Source organism: Pseudomonas sp. yb_5, from assembly GCF_043103865.1.
In the GTDB taxonomy this organism is placed as follows: Bacteria; Pseudomonadota; Gammaproteobacteria; order Pseudomonadales; family Pseudomonadaceae; genus Aquipseudomonas; species Aquipseudomonas putida_Y.
This window is the reverse complement of record NZ_JBICKE010000074.1, coordinates 12,142-28,897: the sequence shown is the minus strand read 5'-3', so window position 1 is coordinate 28,897 and position 16,756 is coordinate 12,142. Positions and strand designations below refer to the sequence as shown.

Below are 16,756 nucleotides of genomic sequence, written 5' to 3'. Positions count from 1 at the left end.
CTGCAGCGGTTTTGCAGCGTGTCTGTCTTGACGCTTTCATGGGGCGGACATCGAGCGCCGCGCGGGCGGTGCATCGCGAGCAAGCTTGCTTCTTCATTTGTTGCAACGTGTGGCCATGACCGTGTCATCTGCGTTGCTAGCCTTGGCGCATGGCAGGCGAGCCGTATAATAGCGGGGTCGCCACTTAACTTTTGGCTTTAATGGATTGGATATGACTGAACAGCAACCTGTTGCGGTGCTGGGCGGCGGCAGCTTCGGCACCGCCGTGGCGAACCTGCTGGCGGAAAACGGTGTGCCGGTGCGCCAATGGATGCGCGACCCGGCGCAGGCCGAGGCCATGCGCGTGAATCGCGAGAATCCGCGCTACCTCAAGGGTATCCGCTTGCACGATGGGGTTGAGCCGGTCAACGACCTGCTGGCCACCCTGCAGGCCAGCGAGCTGATCTTCGTTGCCTTGCCATCGAGTGCCTTGCGCAGTGTGCTGGCACCCCATGCCGAGCTGCTGCGCGGCAAAGGCCTGGTCAGCCTGACCAAGGGCATCGAAGCGCAAAGCTTCAAGCTGATGAGCCAGATCCTCGAGGAAATCGCCCCCGAGGCGCGCATCGGCGTTTTGTCGGGGCCGAACCTGGCGCGCGAAATCGCCGAACATGCACTGACTGCCACAGTGGTGGCCAGTGAGCACGAAGAACTGTGCCAGCAGGTACAGGCCGTGCTGCACGGGCGCACCTTCCGCGTCTACGCCAGTGCCGACCGTTTCGGCGTCGAACTGGGTGGGGCACTGAAGAACGTCTACGCGATCATCGCCGGCATGGCTGTGGCCTTGGGAATGGGCGAGAACACCAAGAGCATGCTGATTACTCGGGCCTTGGCCGAGATGACCCGCTTCGCCGTCAGCCAGGGCGCCAACCCCATGACCTTCCTCGGCCTGGCCGGTGTCGGTGACCTGATCGTCACCTGCTCCTCGCCCAAGAGCCGCAACTATCAGGTTGGCTACGCACTGGGTCAGGGCCAAAGCCTGGAAGAGGCGGTCAACCGCCTGGGCGAAGTGGCCGAGGGTGTCAACACGCTCAAGGTGCTCAAGACCAAGGCCCAGCAAGTGCAGGTGTACATGCCGCTGGTCGCTGGCCTGCATGCCATCCTGTTCGAAGGCCGCACGCTGAACCAGGTGATCGAGCACCTGATGCGCGCCGAGCCCAAGACCGATGTCGATTTCATTTCCATCAGCGGTTTCAACTGAGCCCTTGGCGGCTCTGACACGAGCAAGGAGCAACACATGAACGATACGCCCGAACGCGCCCAGCGCGAGTCGATCATCCTGCGGGTGCTGTGGATGCTGGTGTTCCTGGTGGTCTGGCAACTGGCCGAGGTGCTGCTGGGTGGCCTGGTGCTTGTACAGTTGATCTACCGACTGGTGTATGGGGCGCCGAGCGCCAGTCTCATGAACTTCGGTGACAGCCTGAGCCAGTACCTGGCACAGATCGGCCGTTTCGGCAGTTTCCACAGCGACCAGAAGCCATGGCCGTTCGCTGACTGGCCGGCCCCGCGTGCGCCGGAAGGTGAAGCCGCGCACGCCGTCGCGCCGGCCGCGCATCCAGTGCGTGACGAGGAACCCAAGCTGTGAAGCTGTGGGTGCTGCGCCACGGTGAAGCCGAGCCGCGGGCCAATAAAGACGCCGAGCGCCGGCTGACTGCCCATGGTCGCGAGCAGGTGTTGCACAGTGCTGCTCGCCTGATCGGGCAGCCATTGCAGGCGATTTTCGCCAGCCCTTACGTGCGCGCCCAGCAGACCGCCGCGTTGGTGCATGACACCCTGGGCTTCGCCGAACCGGTGCGCACAGTGCCCTGGCTGACGCCCGAGGGTGATGTGCAGCAGGTCATCGGCGAAATCGAGCGCCTGGGGTTTGAGCAGGTGTTGCTGGTCAGCCACCAGCCGTTGGTCGGTAACCTGGTCGGGGCGCTGGAGCACGGCCACAGGCAACAGCCGGCAGCCATGAGTACTGCCAGCCTGGCGGAACTGGAAGGTGAGTGGCCGCTGGCCGGGTTGATGACCCTTCGGGCCATCCACTCACCCGCTTGAACGTGCGATGGCTTGTGCAGGCCACTGTTTCGCTCGGACTTGAATGCTGGCGTGGGTAATGATCGATAAGGCAACTGGCATTTTTGTCAGTTGTCGCGCTTCACCAGCGCTTGCTAGCGTTGCCCCACGGCAAATATCAGGGAATGGCGAATGAGGGGTGAAATGCTGGAACTGTTGCGTTGCTTGGACCTGCAACCCACCCTGGAACAGGTTGACCAAGGTACTTCGCTGGATTTCGCCCAATACAGCCTGCTGCGCGAATCGGCCGATGCCAAGCTGTACCACCTGATGCGCAAGGTGAACGACAACCCCAGGCTGGAGCCCGCAGCGAGGCAACAATGCGAGCAGGACCTGCGTACATTGCAGGACGCCTGCCTTCGGGTCTCGCACCTGCTGCAAACCAGTTGTCTGGCCTTGCGCCGCCTGCAACTGGACTGCCAGGACCAGCGTCTGGCCCGCGAGGCGCTGGAGAGCCAAGTGGCCTACATGCAGGCTTGCCTGCGGCGGTCGTTGAGCAGTTTCGACCGTTCGGCATGACCTGATCCCCCTCGCCGATGACCTTTATGGACATTGCCGAACCGCTGCGCGATGCCGACAATGGGCCATCATTCCGCTCCGGACCAGGCGCCATGTCGCAGCAGATCTTCTTCGCTCATGCCAACGGTTTCCCATCGGCCACCTACGGCAAGCTGTTTGCAGCGCTGGCGCCGGACTATCAGGTGCAGCACCTGGCCCAGCATGCCCATGACCCGCGCTTTCCCGTGGACGAAAACTGGCAAAGCCTGGTCGATGAATTGTTGCATCACCTGGCGCAGCAGGACCAGCCAGTCTGGGGCGTTGGTCATTCGCTGGGTGGCGTGTTGCACCTGCACGCAGCATTGCGCTGCCCCGAGTACTACCGGGGGCTGGTAATGCTCGACTCTCCGGTGCTCACCCGCGCTGATCAATGGCTGCTGCGCACTGCCAAGCGCTTTGGTTTCATCGACCGCATCACACCGGCCGGGCGCACCCTGGGGCGTCGCGAAACCTTCAACGACCGCGACAGCGCCCGGGACTATTTCGCGGGCAAATCACTGTTCCGTCATTTCGATCCCGATTGCCTCGACGCTTATGTAGAACACGGCCTGCAGGCGGTGGAGCAGGGGCTACAGTTGCGCTTCGACCCTGCCACTGAAATCAGCATCTACCGCAGCATCCCGCATACCAGCCCCGCCCCTGCGCGCCAGTTGCAGGTACCGCTGGCCATGGTGCGCGGCAACCGCAGCAACGTCATTCGTCGCCACCACACCTTGGCTGTGCGCGGCATGCCCAAAGGTGAATACCACAGCGTACCGGGTGGGCACATGTTCCCGCTTGAGCGTCCGGCCGACACTGCCAGCCTGATCAAGGGCCTGTTCGACCGCTGGAGCCAGGCATGAGCGCGCACGTAGAGGAAATTCGCCTGAGCCTGGGCCATATCGAGCTGGCTGCACACCTGTTCGGCCCCGAAGACGGGCTGCCGGTGATTGCCCTGCATGGCTGGCTGGACAACGCCAACAGCTTTGCCCGCCTGGCACCGCAACTGAAAGGGCTACGCATCGTCGCCCTGGACCTGGCCGGCCATGGTTACTCGGAGCACCGCCCGCTCGGTGCCGGTTATGCCCTGGCCGACTATGCCCATGACGTGCTGCGCGTGGCCGAGCAACTGGGTTGGCAGCGTTTCGCCCTGCTGGGGCATTCGCTGGGCGCGATCATTTCGGTGCAACTGGCCGGGGCATTGCCCGATCGGGTCAGTCACCTGGCGTTGATCGACGGCGTCATCCCGCCGACCGGCGCCGAACAGGATGCCGGCGAGCGCTTAGGGATGGCACTGCAAGCCCAGTTGCGGCTGGATGGCAAACGCAAGTCGGTGTATGCGACATTGGAAGCCGGTGTGCAAGCCCGGATGAAAGGCATGGTCGCGGTCAGCCGCGAGGCGGCCGAGCTGCTGGCCCAGCGTGGCCTTATGCCGGTGCCCGGTGGCTACAGCTGGCGCAGCGACAGCCGCTTGACCCTGCCCTCACCGGTGCGCCTGAGCGAGGCCCAGGCCATGGCCTATGTGCGGCGGGTGAGTTGCCCGGCGCTGTTGGTGGTGGCTGCCGACGGCATGCTGGCGCGCCACACCGGGTTGCTGGAGCAGCTACCCTTTGAACAGGTGACGCTGCCCGGCGGCCATCACCTGCACCTGAATGATGCGCAGGGCGCGGTCCTTGTTGCAGACTGTATCAATCGCTTCTTTGGCTTTGCTTGACTTGCACCGGACAAGTGTCGAGGCTTGGCGGGTTGAACAGGGAGACAACCATGCAACTGCCAGACATCCTGGAGCTTCAATTCGGCGCTGAGCGCCGCCTGGTTCGCCAATGAGCGCGCCTGTTTCCATTCGCACTGCCCTGGCGGCCTGCCTGGTGCTCGCCAGCCCCGTGTTGTGGGCCGGTAGCCTGCCGGTACCGCAGGACGCCAAGGTGGTTGATCAACGCCCGGCCGTCGAGCAGGAGCGGGTCTACCCGATGGGCCCGTTGCGCAAGATCAGTGGCCGCCTGCGGGTCGATGACAAGGTCGAGAGCCGTGGTCAGGTCAGCTCGGTGACCTACGAATTGCCCGTTGAACGTACTGCCCGTGAGGCCTTCACCAATGCTCGCGAAGCACTTGTACGTGACGGTGGCTACCCGTTGTTCTGGTGCCAGGGGCGTGATTGCGGTGAGGCCAGCCTGTGGGCCAATGATGTATTCGGCAATGCCCGCCTCAACGGTGGCGATGAGCAGCAGGCGTTCATTTTGCTACGCCGCTCGGCAGAAGAGGCCGACACCCTGGTCGCGCTGTACAGCGTTACCCGTGGCAACCGCCGCGCCTACCTGCATGTGGAAGAGTTCATCGCAGGCAGCCCGCTGGGCGAGCTGCTGCCAACCGCGGCCACGGTGCTGCGCGAAATGCTCGACACCGGCAAGCTCGACTACCCTGACCTTGCCGCGCCGCAAGACACCTGGGTAAACCTGCTGGCCCGCAGCCTGAACCTCGACAGCAGCTTGCGCGTCAGCCTCAGTGGCGCCCAGGCTGAGGCCTGGCGCGAGGCGCTGGTCAAGGCCGGGGTGCGCAGCCGCCGCCTTGAAGTCGGCAGTGCGCCTGCAGACGGCCTGCACCTTGAACTGATCCGTTGAACGAGCACCATCATGGTTAACAATGATCGCCTGCTGGTCCAGATTCTGCTGGTGGCGTTGCTGGGTGCCGGCCTGTGGGTGATGGCACCGTTCATATCGGCATTGCTGTGGGGGGCCATCCTGGCCTTTGCCAGCTGGCCGTTGATGCGCTTCCTGACGCGCCTGCTGGGCGGGCGTGAGACGCTGGCAGCCGGCCTGCTGACCATGGCCTGGATCCTGATCGTGGCACTGCCGCTGGTGTGGCTGGGGTTCAACCTGGCCGATCACATTCGCGACGCTACGGCGTTTGTGCGTGACGTGCAGGTCGACGGCCTGCCCGATGCGCCGGCCTGGCTGGGTGGCATTCCCTTCGTTGGCGAGCGTCTGGTCAATAGTTGGCAATCGCTGGACCAGCAAGGCGCAGCCTTGCTTGCCTCGATCAAGCCTTACTTAGGGCAAGTGGGCAACTGGTTGCTGGCGCGCAGCGCGCAGATTGGCAGCGGCGTGCTGGAGCTGACCCTGAGCCTGGTGTTCGTGTTCTTCTTCTACCGCGACGGGCCGCGTTTGGCGGCATTCGTGCTGCGCTTGCTGCACCGGCTGGTGGGCGAACGTGCCGAATATTACCTGGAACTGGTAGCCGCTACCGTTCAGCGGGTGGTCAACGGGGTGATCGGCACGGCGGCCGCGCAGGCCCTGCTGGCGCTGATCGGCTTCCTGATCGCGGGGGTGCCCGGGGCGATCGTGCTGGGGGTGGTGACCTTCATGCTCAGCCTGATCCCCATGGGGCCGCCACTGGCATGGATCCCGGCCACCGCTTGGTTGGTGTGGAAGGGCGAATACGGCATGGCGGTGTTCCTGGGAGTCTGGGGCACGTTCGTCATCAGCGGCGTGGACAACGTGCTCAAACCGTACCTGATCAGCCGTGGCGGCAACCTGCCGCTGGTGATCGTGCTGCTGGGCGTGTTCGGTGGCTTGCTTGCCTTTGGCTTCATTGGCCTGTTCATCGGGCCGACCTTGCTGGCGGTAGGCTACAGCCTGTTGCTGGACTGGAGCCGTAACGCGGCGCAGCAGCCGCCACAACAGTAAGCCTGTAACGGCCCTTTCGCGGGCACGCCCGCTCCCACAGGTACCACACAGGCCTTGAAGGCTGTGCAGTATCTGTGGGAGCGGGCGTGCCCGCGAAAGGGCCGTTACAGGCAGACCACAACGCTGATTTTTACGCATTCTTTATACCCACCCCCACACCCCGCTCTCGCCCCTTTACGCCCCTCCCTCGGACAATTTCCCTAAAGCGGCCCAAGCCGTAACACGGGGAGAACCACACATGAACATGCTCGACGGGCTGTCACTGCTGCTGGCAGTGGCATTGGCGTTTTATCTGCTGGTGGCGCTGCTGCGCGCCGATCGCAGCTAGGGAGCGGCCATGCACAGTTACGATTTCGCCTTGCTCCTGGCATTCTTTGCCATCGTGCTGCTACCGGCACCCTGGCTCGGGCGGTTCTACTTCAAGGTCATGGAGGGCCAGCGTACCTGGCTGACGCCTGTGCTGGGGCCGGTCGAGCAGGGCTGTTACCGGCTGGCAGGTGTGAACGCCAACCAGGAGCAGAACTGGCGGCAATACGCTCTGGCCCTGCTGGCGTTCAACCTGGTCGGCTTCCTGCTGCTGTTCGCAGTGCTGCAGTTGCAGGGTTACCTGCCATTCAACCCTCAGCACCTGCCTGGCCAGGAATGGTCACTGGCGTTCAACACCGCCGTCAGTTTCGTTACCAACACCAACTGGCAGGCCTACAGCGGTGAGGCGTCGGTCAGCTACCTGAGCCAGATGCTTGGCCTGACCGTGCAGAACTTTGTCAGCCCTGCCACCGGCCTGGCTGTGCTGGTTGCCCTGTGCCGCGGTATCGCCCGGCGCAGTGCGACGACGCTGGGCAACTTCTGGGTCGACATGACCCGCGCCACCCTCTACGGCCTGTTGCCGCTGTGCGTCCTGCTGGCGCTGTTGCTGGTCTGGCAGGGCGTGCCGCAGACCTTTGCCGACTACGCCCACGCGCTGACCTTGCAAGGTGCCGACCAGACCATTCCGTTGGGGCCGGCCGCCAGCCAGATCGCCATCAAGCAACTGGGTACCAATGGCGGCGGCTTCTTCGGCGTCAACTCGTCGCACCCGTTCGAGAACCCTACGGCCTGGAGCAACCTGTTCGAGGTGGCGTCGATCATCCTCATTCCGGTGGCTTTGGTGTTCACCTTCGGTCACTACGTGAAGGATCTGCGCCAGAGCCGCGCCATCCTCGCCTGCATGCTTGCCCTGTTCCTGATCGGTGGCAGCACGGCGTTGTGGTCCGAGCACCAGCCGAACCCAGCGCTGGAAAGCACGCAGGTGCAGCAGACCGCCCCCCTGGAGGGCAAGGAAAGCCGCTTCGGCACCACCGGTTCGGTGCTGTGGGCGGTCACCACTACCGCCGCCTCCAACGGTTCGGTCAACGCCATGCACGACAGCCTGAACCCGCTGACCGGTATGGTGGCGATGGTCAACATGATGGTCGGCGAGGTGATCTTCGGCGGTGTTGGCGCCGGGCTGTACGGCATGTTGCTGTTCGTGCTGATCGCGGTGTTCCTGGCCGGACTGATGATTGGGCGCACGCCGGAATACCTGGGCAAGAAACTGCAGGCCCGTGAGGTGCAACTGCTGGTGGCAACCCTGCTGGTGATGCCGGTTGGTGTGCTGGTACTTGGCGCCATCGCCGCCAGCTTGCCAGGCCCGGCCGGGGCGGTCACCAACCCGGGGGCGCATGGATTCAGCCAGTTGCTGTATGCCTATACCTCGGGTTCGGCCAACAACGGCTCGGCCTTTGCCGGCTTTGGCGCCAACACCGTGTATCACAACCTGATGATCGGCCTGGCCATGCTCATCGGCCGCTTCGGCTACATCCTGCCGATACTGGCGTTGGCCGGCAGCCTGGCGGCGAAGAAAAGCGCGCCGCTGGGGCAGAACAGCTTCCCCACCCACGGCCCGCTGTTCACCGGCTTGCTGCTGGTGACCATCCTGCTGATCGGAGGCCTGACCTTCCTGCCGTCCCTGGCCCTTGGGCCAATCGCCGAACACCTTAGCCTGGGTTTTTGAGGACCGATCATGAACATGCCCATTCCTGAAGTGAATAGCCGGCACAGTGCCAAGGACCAGACCCGCTTCGCCGCGCTGTGGCGCCCGGCGCTGGTGCAGGCGTTCGTCAAGCTCGACCCGCGTCAGCTCAAACGTTCACCGGTAATGCTGGTGGTGGCCCTGACCGCAGTACTGACCACCGTGCTGTGCTTTGCGCCCGGCGGCGGCGTGAGCACCGGTGTTGCGGTGCAGATTGCCCTGTGGCTGTGGTTCACCGTGTTGTTCGCCAACTTCGCCGAGGCGTTGGCCGAAGGCCGTGGCAAGGCCCGCGCCGACAGCCTCAAGGCCGGCAGCCAGGGCCTGACCGCCCAGCGTCGTCTGCGTGATGGCAGCTACGAGACGGTGGCTGCCAGCGCGCTGCGCAAGGACGACGTGGTACGCGTGGTGGCCGGCGAGATTATCCCCGGCGACGGCGAGGTGCTTGAAGGCATTGCGGCCGTCAACGAGGCCGCCGTTACCGGTGAGTCCGCGCCGGTAATACGCGAATCAGGCGGCGACCGCTCGGCGGTGACCGGTAATACGCGGCTGGTCTCCGACTGGCTGCTTATCCGCATCACCAGCAATCCGGGCGAGTCGACCCTGGACCGCATGATCGCCCTGGTCGAAGGTGCCAAACGGCAGAAGACCCCGAACGAAATCGCCCTCGACATCCTGCTGATCGGCCTGACCCTGATTTTCCTGATCGTGGTGGTGACCTTGCAGCCGTTCGCCCACTTCGTGGGTGGCAGCCTGCCGCTGATCTTCCTGGCCGCGCTGCTGGTGACGCTGATCCCTACCACCATCGGCGGTCTGCTGTCGGCCATCGGCATCGCCGGCATGGACAGGCTGGTACGGCTGAATGTCATTGCCCGCTCCGGCCGCGCGGTCGAGGCGGCCGGGGACGTGCATACGTTGATGCTCGACAAGACCGGCACCATCACCTTCGGCAACCGCCGCTGCAGCGCACTGCATGCGGCACCGGGCATTACCGCCAAGGAACTGGGGGAGGGTGCCTTGCTGGCCTCGCTGGCCGACGACACCGCCGAAGGCAAGTCGATTGTCGAATACCTGCGCCAGTTGCACGACTTCGTCGACCCGCCTGCCGGGCACTTCGAAGCGGTGGCTTTCAGTGCCGAGACACGCCTGTCGGGCATCGACTTCGAGCAGCACCGCTACCGCAAGGGCGCCGTCGATGCGGTGCTGGCATTCGTCGGTATGCAACGCATGGATATGCCGGCGGCGCTGGCCCGCGAAGTCGATCGCATCGCGCAGAGTGGCGGTACACCGTTGCTGGTGTGCGTCGACAAGCGCTTGCTTGGCGTGATCCACCTCAAGGACGTGGTCAAGCCTGGTATCCGCGAGCGCTTCGCCGAGCTGCGCAAGCTGGGCATCCGCACGGTGATGGTGACCGGCGACAATCCGCTGACTGCGGCCGCCATCGCCGCCGAAGCGGGGGTGGATGACGTACTGGCCGAGGCCACACCCGAGAAGAAGCTGGCGCGCATTCGCCAGGAGCAGAATGACGGCCGCCTGGTTGCCATGTGCGGCGACGGTGCCAACGACGCCCCGGCACTGGCCCAGGCTGACGTAGGCATGGCCATGAACGATGGCACTCAGGCTGCACGGGAGGCAGCCAACATGGTCGACCTGGACAGCGACCCTACCAAGCTGCTGGACGTAGTCCAGGTCGGCAAGGAGCTGCTGGTCACCCGTGGTGCGCTGACAACATTCTCCATTGCCAACGACGTGGCCAAATACTTTGCCATCCTGCCGGCGCTGTTCGCTGCCATCTACCCGCAACTGGGCGTGCTCAACCTGATGCAACTGGCCAGCCCGCAGAGCGCGATCCTGTCGGCCATTGTGTTCAACGCGCTGATCATCATCGTGCTGATTCCGCTGGCGCTGCGTGGGGTGCGCGTGCAGGCGGTCAGTGCGGCGCACCTGTTGCGGCGCAACCTGCTGATCTACGGGCTGGGTGGCATTGTGGTGCCGTTTGCCGGGATCAAGCTGATCGACCTGCTGCTCAATGCCCTGAACCTGGTCTGAGGAGGCCACCATGACTGCTTATCTACGCCCGGCATTGAGCCTGGCTTTGTTCATGACCCTGGTGACCGGCGCCCTGTATCCGCTGGCGGTGACCGGTATTGCTCAGGTCGCTTTCCCGAACCAGGCCAACGGTAGCCTGGTACGCGATGCGCAAGGGCAGGTGCGGGGTTCGGCATTGATCGCCCAGGACTTCCAGGGCGATGGCTGGTTCCACTCGCGGCCCTCGGCAGGTGCCTACGCGACCGTGGCCAGCGGTGCCAGCAACCTGTCGCCGAGCAACCCGGCGCTGGCTGAGCGGGTAAAGGGCGATGCGGCCACGTTGTATCAGGCGCAGCAGGGGCCAGTGCCGCAGGCGCTGCTGACCACCTCGGGCAGCGGCCTGGACCCGCACTTGCCACCGGAGGCCTTGGCCTATCAGATCCCGCGGGTGGCGGCGGCACGGCAGCTGCCGGTCGAGCGCTTGCAAGCCTTGCTGGAACAGGCCACCCTCCACCCTTTGATCGGCCCGCCGGTGGTCAACGTGCTGGCATTGAACCAGGCCTTGGAAAAGCTCGCCATTGTCAGGTAATCGAAGCGCTGGCAGGAAGCCTGTAGGAGCGGGTTCACCCGCGAATGCGGTGGTGGTGCCACTGACGTATTCGCGGGTAAACCCGCTCCTACAGTCAAGGGGCTTTCCCTGAACTGGCCGACTGCTGGAAAAAGCAAAGGATGAAGCATGAGTGATTCCGCCCGCGCCGATGCGCTGCTGGCCAACCTTCCGCGAAATGGCCGGGGCCGGTTGAAGGTGTTCCTTGGCGCCGCCCCTGGCGTCGGCAAGACCTTCGCCATGCTCCAGGCCGCACACGCCCAGCAACGCCAGGGCGTGCAGGTGTTGGCCGGGGTGGTCGAAACCCATGGCCGCGCCGAAACCGAAGCGTTGCTCGGAGGGCTGCATCAGCAGCCCTTGTTGCGTAGCCAGTACCGTGGCGTCACCCTCGAGGAAATGGACCTTGACGGCCTGCTGCGTGCCGCGCCGGCCTTGGCCCTGGTGGACGAACTGGCCCACACGAACGCCCCCGGCAGCCGCCACGCCAAGCGCTGGCAGGACGTACAGGAACTCTTGGCCGCAGGCATCGACGTGTACACCACGGTCAACGTCCAGCATCTGGAAAGCCTCAACGACAAGGTCCGCGACATTACCGGCGTGCAAGTGCGCGAGACCCTGCCGGACTGGGTGCTGCAGGAAGCGTTCGAGCTGGTGCTGATCGACTTGCCTCCGCGCGAGCTGCTCGAACGCCTGCGCGAAGGCAAGGTGTACGTGCCCGAGCAGGCTCGGGCGGCCATCGATGCGTATTTTTCGCAAACCAACCTCACCGCCCTGCGCGAGCTGGCCATGCAGACCGCCGCTGCTCAGGTCGATGCCGACCTGGCCCACGGCTATCGTCAGCGTGGCCAAGAGGCGCCGGCCTTGCGTGGCCGGTTGCTGGTGGGCATCGAGGGTGACGACCAGGCCGAACGCCTGGTGCGCCATGCCTGTCGCGTGGCCCAGCGCCGCCACCTGCCCTGGAGCTTGGTGCACGTGGACAACGGCCGCCTGCGTGACGAAACCGCACGGCAGCGTTTGCAAGCCGCGCAGCAGTTGGCCGAGCGACTGGGCGGGGAGGTGGTGCAGCTGCGTGCTGGCGAAGTGGCCCGCACGCTGATCCAGCATGCTGCCGAGCGGCGGGCCAGCCTGGTGCTGGTCGGGCAGTCTCGCAATCGCCTGCGTCGGCGTTTGTTCGGCGCTGGTGTGGCGGCGCGGCTACTGCGCGAAAGCCATGGCCTGGAGATCAATGTGCTGGACCGCGAGGTGCAGCCGCCAGCGCCGCGTTCAGCGGTGCGGCGGGTGTGGGTGTGGCGTCATTACCTGCTGGCGCTGCTGGCCACCGTGATGGCTGCGGGGCTGGCCTGGGCGGTGTCCAGTGTGCTCGCGTTGCCCAATATCTCGCTGGTGTTCCTGGCGGCGGTGTTGCTGGTGGCGGTGCGCAGTAGCCTGGGACCTGCGCTGGCTTGCGCCGCACTGTCATTCCTGGTCTATGACTTTCTGTTCATACCGCCCAACTTCTCGTTCACCATCCAGCGCGAAGAAGACGTGCTGACCCTGGTGTTCTTTCTGTTGATGGCTGCGCTCACCGGCAACCTGGCCGCGCGCCAGCGTCGCCAGTTGCAGGCGCTGCGCGAGACCCAGGCGCAGACCAGCCAGTTGCTCGACCTGTCTCGCCGGTTGACGGTCGCCACCGACCGCCAAGCCATATTCAAGGCTGCCGGCCAGCACCTGGACGGCTGGCAGGACACCCAGGTGTGCTTGCTGGAGCGCAACGCCGAAGGCCAGTTGCAAGTGGCCAGTGGGGAAGTCCACACCTTCAGCGACACCGAACGGGCTGCTGCCGATTGGGCCTGGCAGCACGGGCAGGCTGCCGGCCACGGCAGCGATACCCTGCCAAATGGCCGCTGGTGGTGGTGGCCGTTGGCGGTGGACGATCAGCCTCTGGCGCTGCTGGGTGTGCGCCCGCGCACCGGACAGCCGCTCAGCGACCCGCGCCGGCGCCTGCTCACCGCCCTAGGCCAGCCACTGGCCCAGGCCTTGGCCCGCGCACGCCTGGCCGAACAGCTGGAAGCCGCACGCCTGCACGGCGAAACCGAGCAACTGCGCAGCGCCCTGCTGGCTTCCGTATCCCATGACTTGCGCACGCCGTTGACCGCCATGCGTGGCAGCATCGACAGCCTGCTGGCGTTGGGCGACGCGATCCCGGTTGAAGACCGCCGCGAGCTGCTGGAGGGCACCCGCAACGAGGCCGAACGCCTCGATCGCTACATCCAGAACCTGCTGGACATGACCCGCCTGGGCCATGGCGGCCTCAAGCTGGCCCGCGACTGGGTGGCCCCGGCGGACATCGTCGGCAGTGCGCTCAACCGCCTGCGGGTGGTGCTGGCGCCGCTGCGCGTGCACACTGACGTGCCGGCCGAGTTGCCATTGCTGTTCGTGCATGCGGCGTTGATCGAGCAAGCGTTGGTCAACGTGCTGGAAAACGCCGCACGCTTTTCGCCGGCCAATGGTCGGCTTGAGCTGCAGGTGGCCGTGCATGACGACCAGCTGCGCTTGACCGTCAGCGACCAGGGCCCCGGCATTCCTGAAGCCGACCGTGAGAAAATCTTCGACATGTTCTATACCGCCGCCCGTGGCGACCGCGGCGGGCAGGGTACCGGCCTGGGCCTGGCAATTTGCCAGGGCATGATCGGTGCCCATGGCGGGCAGATTCTGGTGGGCGAAGGCATCGATGGCCAAGGCACCAGCATCACTCTATGCTTGCCGCTGCCTCCTCAACCTGAAGCCGAAAGCGAAGCCCCATGAGCCAGTCCGCCACCCTGTTGGTCATCGATGATGAACCGCAGATCCGCAAGTTCCTGCGTATCAGTCTGGCCTCGCAAGGCTACAAGGTGCTGGAGGCTGCCACCGGTGCCGAGGGGTTGGCCCAGGCGGCACTGGGCAAGCCGGACCTGGTGGTGCTCGACCTGGGGCTGCCGGACATGGACGGCCAGCAGGTGCTGCGTGAATTGCGCGAATGGAGTGCAGTGCCGGTGATGGTGTTGTCGGTGCGTGCCAGTGAAGTGCAGAAGGTCGATGCGCTGGATGGTGGCGCCAATGACTATGTGACCAAGCCGTTCGGTATCCAGGAGTTTCTCGCGCGCGTGCGGGCTTTGCTGCGCCAGGTGCCACAAGCCGGCGGCTCGGAAGTGGCGGCCAGCTTTGGGCCGCTGACGGTGGATTTTGCCTACCGCCGGGTGACGCTCGACGGTGTGGAGGTGGCATTGACACGCAAGGAGTATGCGTTGCTGGCGCTGTTGGCCGGGCACCCTGGGCGGGTGATTACCCAGCAGCAGCTGCTCAAGGATATCTGGGGGCCTACCCATGCGGAGGATACCCACTACCTGCGGATCGTGGTCGGGCATCTGCGACAGAAACTGGGCGATGACCCCACGGCGCCGCGGTTCATCATTACCGAGGCGGGGGTTGGGTACAGGTTGGTAGCGCCGACAGCATAACCCGCTCCCTCAGCCCAAAGGGCTGGGCGGGCGCCTGCAGGGCAGGGACTCGCGCAAGGGGTATCAGGCCCTGGGTGGTTCCTTCTCGAACACCTGGCGCATGACTTCCAGGTAGCGGCGCGCGCCCAGGCCCAACGGGCGCGACTTGATCCAGATGATGTCTACCCACAAGCGCAGGCGGCTGGCCATGTTGTCGAAGCGCACCTCGGCCAGTGCGCCCGAGGTTATCAGCGGTTCGACCAATGGCTGCGGCAGGTAGGCCCAGCCCAGCCCGGACTGCACCAGGTCCAGCGTGGCCAGGTAGCTGTCGGTCAGCCAGATGCGCCGGGACAGCACCATGCGCGGGTCCGATCCGGTGGCCTTGCCCGAGGCCACGATGATCTGCCGTTGTTCGGCAAAGGCCTCCTCCGGCAGTGGCGTACCGCTGTTCTGCCCGGCCGGATGGCGCGGTGACGCTACGGCCACCAGCAGTTGGCTGCCGGCTTCGAGGAATGACTCGCGCTCGTCGATGCCGGGCCGTTCGAACACCAGTGCCAACTGCACACTGCCGTCATGCAGCAGGCGAATGGCCTCGGTCTGGGTGGCCGAACGTACCTCGACTTCCAGGCTGGGAAATGCCTGGGCGAGGATTTCCAGTGGTTGGCTCCAGCGGCCGGTTTGCAACTCGGGCGCCATGGCGATGGTCAGGCGTTTTTCCAGGCCTTGGTGCAGTTGCAGGGCCTGGGCGTCGAGCAGGTTGAGCTGGCAGATCACCTGCCTGGCCTGGGGTTCAAGGGCCAGGGCCGCGCTGGTGGGCAGGGCCTTGCGCGTGGCCCGGTCGAACAGCGGCAGGTCCAGTTCGGCCTCGAGCTGGGCGATCGCCATGCTCACGGCTGAAGGCACACGGCCCAGCTTGCGGGCGGCGGCGGAGAACGAGCCGGCATCGAGCACCGCGAGGAAAATTGCCAAGGAGTCGCTGCTAAAGGCCATTGTCAGTAAACCTGATGATGATCATCTTTTATTGCTAAAAATTATGAACATTAATGCACCTGCAGGACAGTCCTCTCAATGGAGAAAAGCGTGCACAGACCAACCGCTTGGCATATCACCCACTGGAGTTCCGACCCGTTCAGCCTCGGGGCCTACAGTTCCTTGCTGCCAGGAGGGTTGCCGCAGCATCGAAGCGCCCTTGGCCATGTGCTGCATGGGCGCTTGGTCATTGCTGGAGAAGCCTGTAATGCCAGCGCTCCGGCAATGACTCATGGTGCGTGGAATGATGGGCTGCGCGCCGCCGAGGCAGCCGTGAGTGCCGGGGCGAGCAAGGTGATCGTGATCGGTGCGGGGTGTGCAGGCCTGGCTGCCGCTCAACGCTTGCGGGAAAGGGGCGTCGATTGCACGGTGCTGGAGGCGCGTGGGCGAACGGGTGGGCGCGCCCACACTGTCGAGTTGGGCGGCGTGAAAGCAGATGCAGGTGCGGCCTGGCTTCAGCATTTTGCCGAGAACCCATTGGCCGCTGTTGCACTTCAACATGGCTTGGCTTGCGTCGAGACCGATTTCAGTTGTCCGCTTGCAGCAGCACGGGGCGGGGCGTTGCCGGATGTCGACGCCGCCTGGGATGCCTTGATCAGGCGTCTCGATCGGCAACAGCCTTTGTCTGACGCGATCAATGGCTATATGGCCACACTCGACCCCGCGCTCGCGCGTGCCACGCAGTTTGCCATCGACGCCAACCTTGTACTGGAAGCGTGTTTGCCCGTCGAGCAACTGTCGATCTGTGCCTTGGATGAGGAGGGGGTCGGGCATGGTGATCGTATGCTGCCAGGCGGCTACAGCGAGCTTGTTGACTTGCTGTCGAAGAACCTGGATATCCGCCTGGACAGTCCTGTCACCCACATCGACTGGTCGAGCGAGCGCGTCAAGGTGAATGACGAGGTATGCGACTTCTGCATTTGCACAGTCCCGGTGGGAGTGCTGAAAGCGTTGCACTTTGCCCCTGCGTTACCTGAAATACAGCAGGAAGCGCTGGCGCATCTAGGGATGGGCAAGCTGGAAAAAGTGATTCTGCAGTTCGATGAGCGATGGTGGCCGTGCTCACCCTCAGGCTACCTGCGCTGGTACGACGTACCCGCCAGTTGGGGGGAATGGCTAGACCTGACCGATGCTGTCGGCAAGCCCACCATTGCCGGGCTGATTGCCGCCGATGCGATCGAGCGGCAGTTCACCGGGCGTACCGATGAGCAGGTGGCCATGGCCGCGTGTGAGGCATTGCAGGCGTGGGCCGCAGCCGTCGGGCCCACGCGTTGAC

Annotated in this window: 16 protein-coding genes; 15 read left to right on the top strand and 1 reads right to left on the bottom strand. The window is 64.7% G+C overall.

Annotated elements, in window-relative coordinates:
• Window positions 1-211: 211 nt before the first annotated feature.
• From ACF8GF_RS11785 to ACF8GF_RS11720, 14 genes are all read left to right on the top strand, one after another.
• Window positions 212-1,237, top strand: coding sequence for an NAD(P)H-dependent glycerol-3-phosphate dehydrogenase (locus ACF8GF_RS11785; protein ID WP_176682183.1), 1,026 nt, complete (start codon window positions 212-214; stop codon window positions 1,235-1,237).
• 36 nt (window positions 1,238-1,273) lie between these two features.
• Entirely contained in the window at window positions 1,274-1,621 is a 348-nt protein-coding gene (locus ACF8GF_RS11780) for a DUF4389 domain-containing protein (RefSeq protein ID WP_176682184.1), read from the top strand.
• Window positions 1,618-2,076 carry a phosphohistidine phosphatase SixA gene (sixA, locus tag ACF8GF_RS11775; RefSeq protein ID WP_176682185.1) on the top strand — a complete coding sequence of 153 codons (459 nt, stop codon included), beginning with the start codon at window positions 1,618-1,620 and terminating at the stop codon, window positions 2,074-2,076. The genes ACF8GF_RS11780 and sixA overlap by 4 nt, the downstream gene beginning before the upstream one ends.
• A 162-nt stretch (window positions 2,077-2,238) precedes the next feature.
• The gene (locus ACF8GF_RS11770) at window positions 2,239-2,613 is read left to right on the top strand and encodes a hypothetical protein (RefSeq protein WP_176682186.1); all 375 of its coding nucleotides are present in this window, start codon (window positions 2,239-2,241) and stop codon (window positions 2,611-2,613) included.
• Window positions 2,614-2,705: 92 nt separating this feature from the next.
• Window positions 2,706-3,494 (top strand): alpha/beta fold hydrolase, encoded by a 789-nt coding sequence (locus ACF8GF_RS11765; RefSeq protein WP_209969870.1) that lies wholly within the window; start codon window positions 2,706-2,708, stop codon window positions 3,492-3,494.
• A complete protein-coding gene (locus ACF8GF_RS11760) occupies window positions 3,491-4,345 on the top strand; it encodes an alpha/beta hydrolase (RefSeq protein ID WP_176682187.1) in 855 nt (284 codons plus the stop codon). Before ACF8GF_RS11765 ends, ACF8GF_RS11760 begins: the two co-directional genes overlap by 4 nt.
• 109 nt (window positions 4,346-4,454) lie before the next feature.
• On the top strand, window positions 4,455-5,249 hold the full coding sequence (locus tag ACF8GF_RS11755; RefSeq protein ID WP_176682188.1) for a DUF4892 domain-containing protein: 795 nt from the start codon (window positions 4,455-4,457) through the stop codon (window positions 5,247-5,249).
• Window positions 5,250-5,261: 12 nt separating this feature from the next.
• On the top strand, window positions 5,262-6,314 hold the full coding sequence (locus tag ACF8GF_RS11750; RefSeq protein ID WP_176682189.1) for an AI-2E family transporter: 1,053 nt from the start codon (window positions 5,262-5,264) through the stop codon (window positions 6,312-6,314).
• 238 nt (window positions 6,315-6,552) lie between these two features.
• Complete coding sequence (kdpF, locus tag ACF8GF_RS11745) at window positions 6,553-6,642, top strand: K(+)-transporting ATPase subunit F (RefSeq protein WP_003251485.1); 90 nt, start codon at window positions 6,553-6,555, stop codon at window positions 6,640-6,642.
• A gap of 9 nt (window positions 6,643-6,651) precedes the next feature.
• The gene (kdpA, locus tag ACF8GF_RS11740) at window positions 6,652-8,346 is read left to right on the top strand and encodes a potassium-transporting ATPase subunit KdpA (RefSeq protein WP_392488395.1); all 1,695 of its coding nucleotides are present in this window, start codon (window positions 6,652-6,654) and stop codon (window positions 8,344-8,346) included.
• 9 nt (window positions 8,347-8,355) lie between these two features.
• On the top strand, window positions 8,356-10,410 hold the full coding sequence (gene kdpB, locus ACF8GF_RS11735; protein WP_392488394.1) for a potassium-transporting ATPase subunit KdpB: 2,055 nt from the start codon (window positions 8,356-8,358) through the stop codon (window positions 10,408-10,410).
• Between the two features lie 10 nt (window positions 10,411-10,420).
• Entirely contained in the window at window positions 10,421-10,978 is a 558-nt protein-coding gene (kdpC, locus tag ACF8GF_RS11730; RefSeq protein ID WP_392488393.1) for a potassium-transporting ATPase subunit KdpC, read from the top strand.
• Window positions 10,979-11,125: 147 nt separating this feature from the next.
• On the top strand, window positions 11,126-13,780 hold the full coding sequence (locus ACF8GF_RS11725) for a sensor histidine kinase KdpD (RefSeq protein ID WP_176682193.1): 2,655 nt from the start codon (window positions 11,126-11,128) through the stop codon (window positions 13,778-13,780).
• Window positions 13,777-14,472, top strand: a complete 696-nt coding sequence (locus ACF8GF_RS11720) for a response regulator (RefSeq protein WP_176682194.1) — start codon at window positions 13,777-13,779, stop codon at window positions 14,470-14,472. The genes ACF8GF_RS11725 and ACF8GF_RS11720 overlap by 4 nt, the downstream gene beginning before the upstream one ends.
• 63 nt (window positions 14,473-14,535) lie before the next feature.
• Here ACF8GF_RS11720 and ACF8GF_RS11715 read toward each other — a convergent pair whose 3' ends face one another.
• Window positions 14,536-15,441, bottom strand: coding sequence for a LysR family transcriptional regulator (locus tag ACF8GF_RS11715; RefSeq protein ID WP_176682195.1), 906 nt, complete (start codon window positions 15,439-15,441; stop codon window positions 14,536-14,538).
• Window positions 15,442-15,519: 78 nt separating this feature from the next.
• Here ACF8GF_RS11715 and ACF8GF_RS11710 point away from each other — a divergent pair, with 78 nt between their 5' ends.
• Window positions 15,520-16,755 (top strand): FAD-dependent oxidoreductase, encoded by a 1,236-nt coding sequence (locus ACF8GF_RS11710; protein WP_392488392.1) that lies wholly within the window; start codon window positions 15,520-15,522, stop codon window positions 16,753-16,755.
• The last annotated feature ends 1 nt before the right edge of the window (window position 16,756 follow it).

Bases quoted from the DNA above. Each gene is read 5' to 3' on its own strand.
- ACF8GF_RS11720 (WP_176682194.1), top strand. From the start codon at position 13,777: ATGAGCCAGTCCGCCACCCTGTTGGTCATCGATGATGAACCGCAGATC.
- kdpB (WP_392488394.1), top strand. From the start codon at position 8,356: ATGAACATGCCCATTCCTGAAGTGAATAGCCGGCACAGTGCCAAGGAC.
- ACF8GF_RS11750 (WP_176682189.1), top strand. From the start codon at position 5,262: ATGGTTAACAATGATCGCCTGCTGGTCCAGATTCTGCTGGTGGCGTTG.
- ACF8GF_RS11760 (WP_176682187.1), top strand. From the start codon at position 3,491: ATGAGCGCGCACGTAGAGGAAATTCGCCTGAGCCTGGGCCATATCGAG.
- kdpC (WP_392488393.1), top strand. From the start codon at position 10,421: ATGACTGCTTATCTACGCCCGGCATTGAGCCTGGCTTTGTTCATGACC.
- ACF8GF_RS11785 (WP_176682183.1), top strand. From the start codon at position 212: ATGACTGAACAGCAACCTGTTGCGGTGCTGGGCGGCGGCAGCTTCGGC.
- ACF8GF_RS11755 (WP_176682188.1), top strand. From the start codon at position 4,455: ATGAGCGCGCCTGTTTCCATTCGCACTGCCCTGGCGGCCTGCCTGGTG.
- ACF8GF_RS11765 (WP_209969870.1), top strand. From the start codon at position 2,706: ATGTCGCAGCAGATCTTCTTCGCTCATGCCAACGGTTTCCCATCGGCC.
- kdpA (WP_392488395.1), top strand. From the start codon at position 6,652: ATGCACAGTTACGATTTCGCCTTGCTCCTGGCATTCTTTGCCATCGTG.
- ACF8GF_RS11780 (WP_176682184.1), top strand. From the start codon at position 1,274: ATGAACGATACGCCCGAACGCGCCCAGCGCGAGTCGATCATCCTGCGG.
- ACF8GF_RS11710 (WP_392488392.1), top strand. From the start codon at position 15,520: ATGGAGAAAAGCGTGCACAGACCAACCGCTTGGCATATCACCCACTGG.
- kdpF (WP_003251485.1), top strand. From the start codon at position 6,553: ATGAACATGCTCGACGGGCTGTCACTGCTGCTGGCAGTGGCATTGGCG.
- ACF8GF_RS11770 (WP_176682186.1), top strand. From the start codon at position 2,239: ATGCTGGAACTGTTGCGTTGCTTGGACCTGCAACCCACCCTGGAACAG.
- ACF8GF_RS11725 (WP_176682193.1), top strand. From the start codon at position 11,126: ATGAGTGATTCCGCCCGCGCCGATGCGCTGCTGGCCAACCTTCCGCGA.
- ACF8GF_RS11715 (WP_176682195.1), bottom strand. From the start codon at position 15,441: ATGGCCTTTAGCAGCGACTCCTTGGCAATTTTCCTCGCGGTGCTCGAT.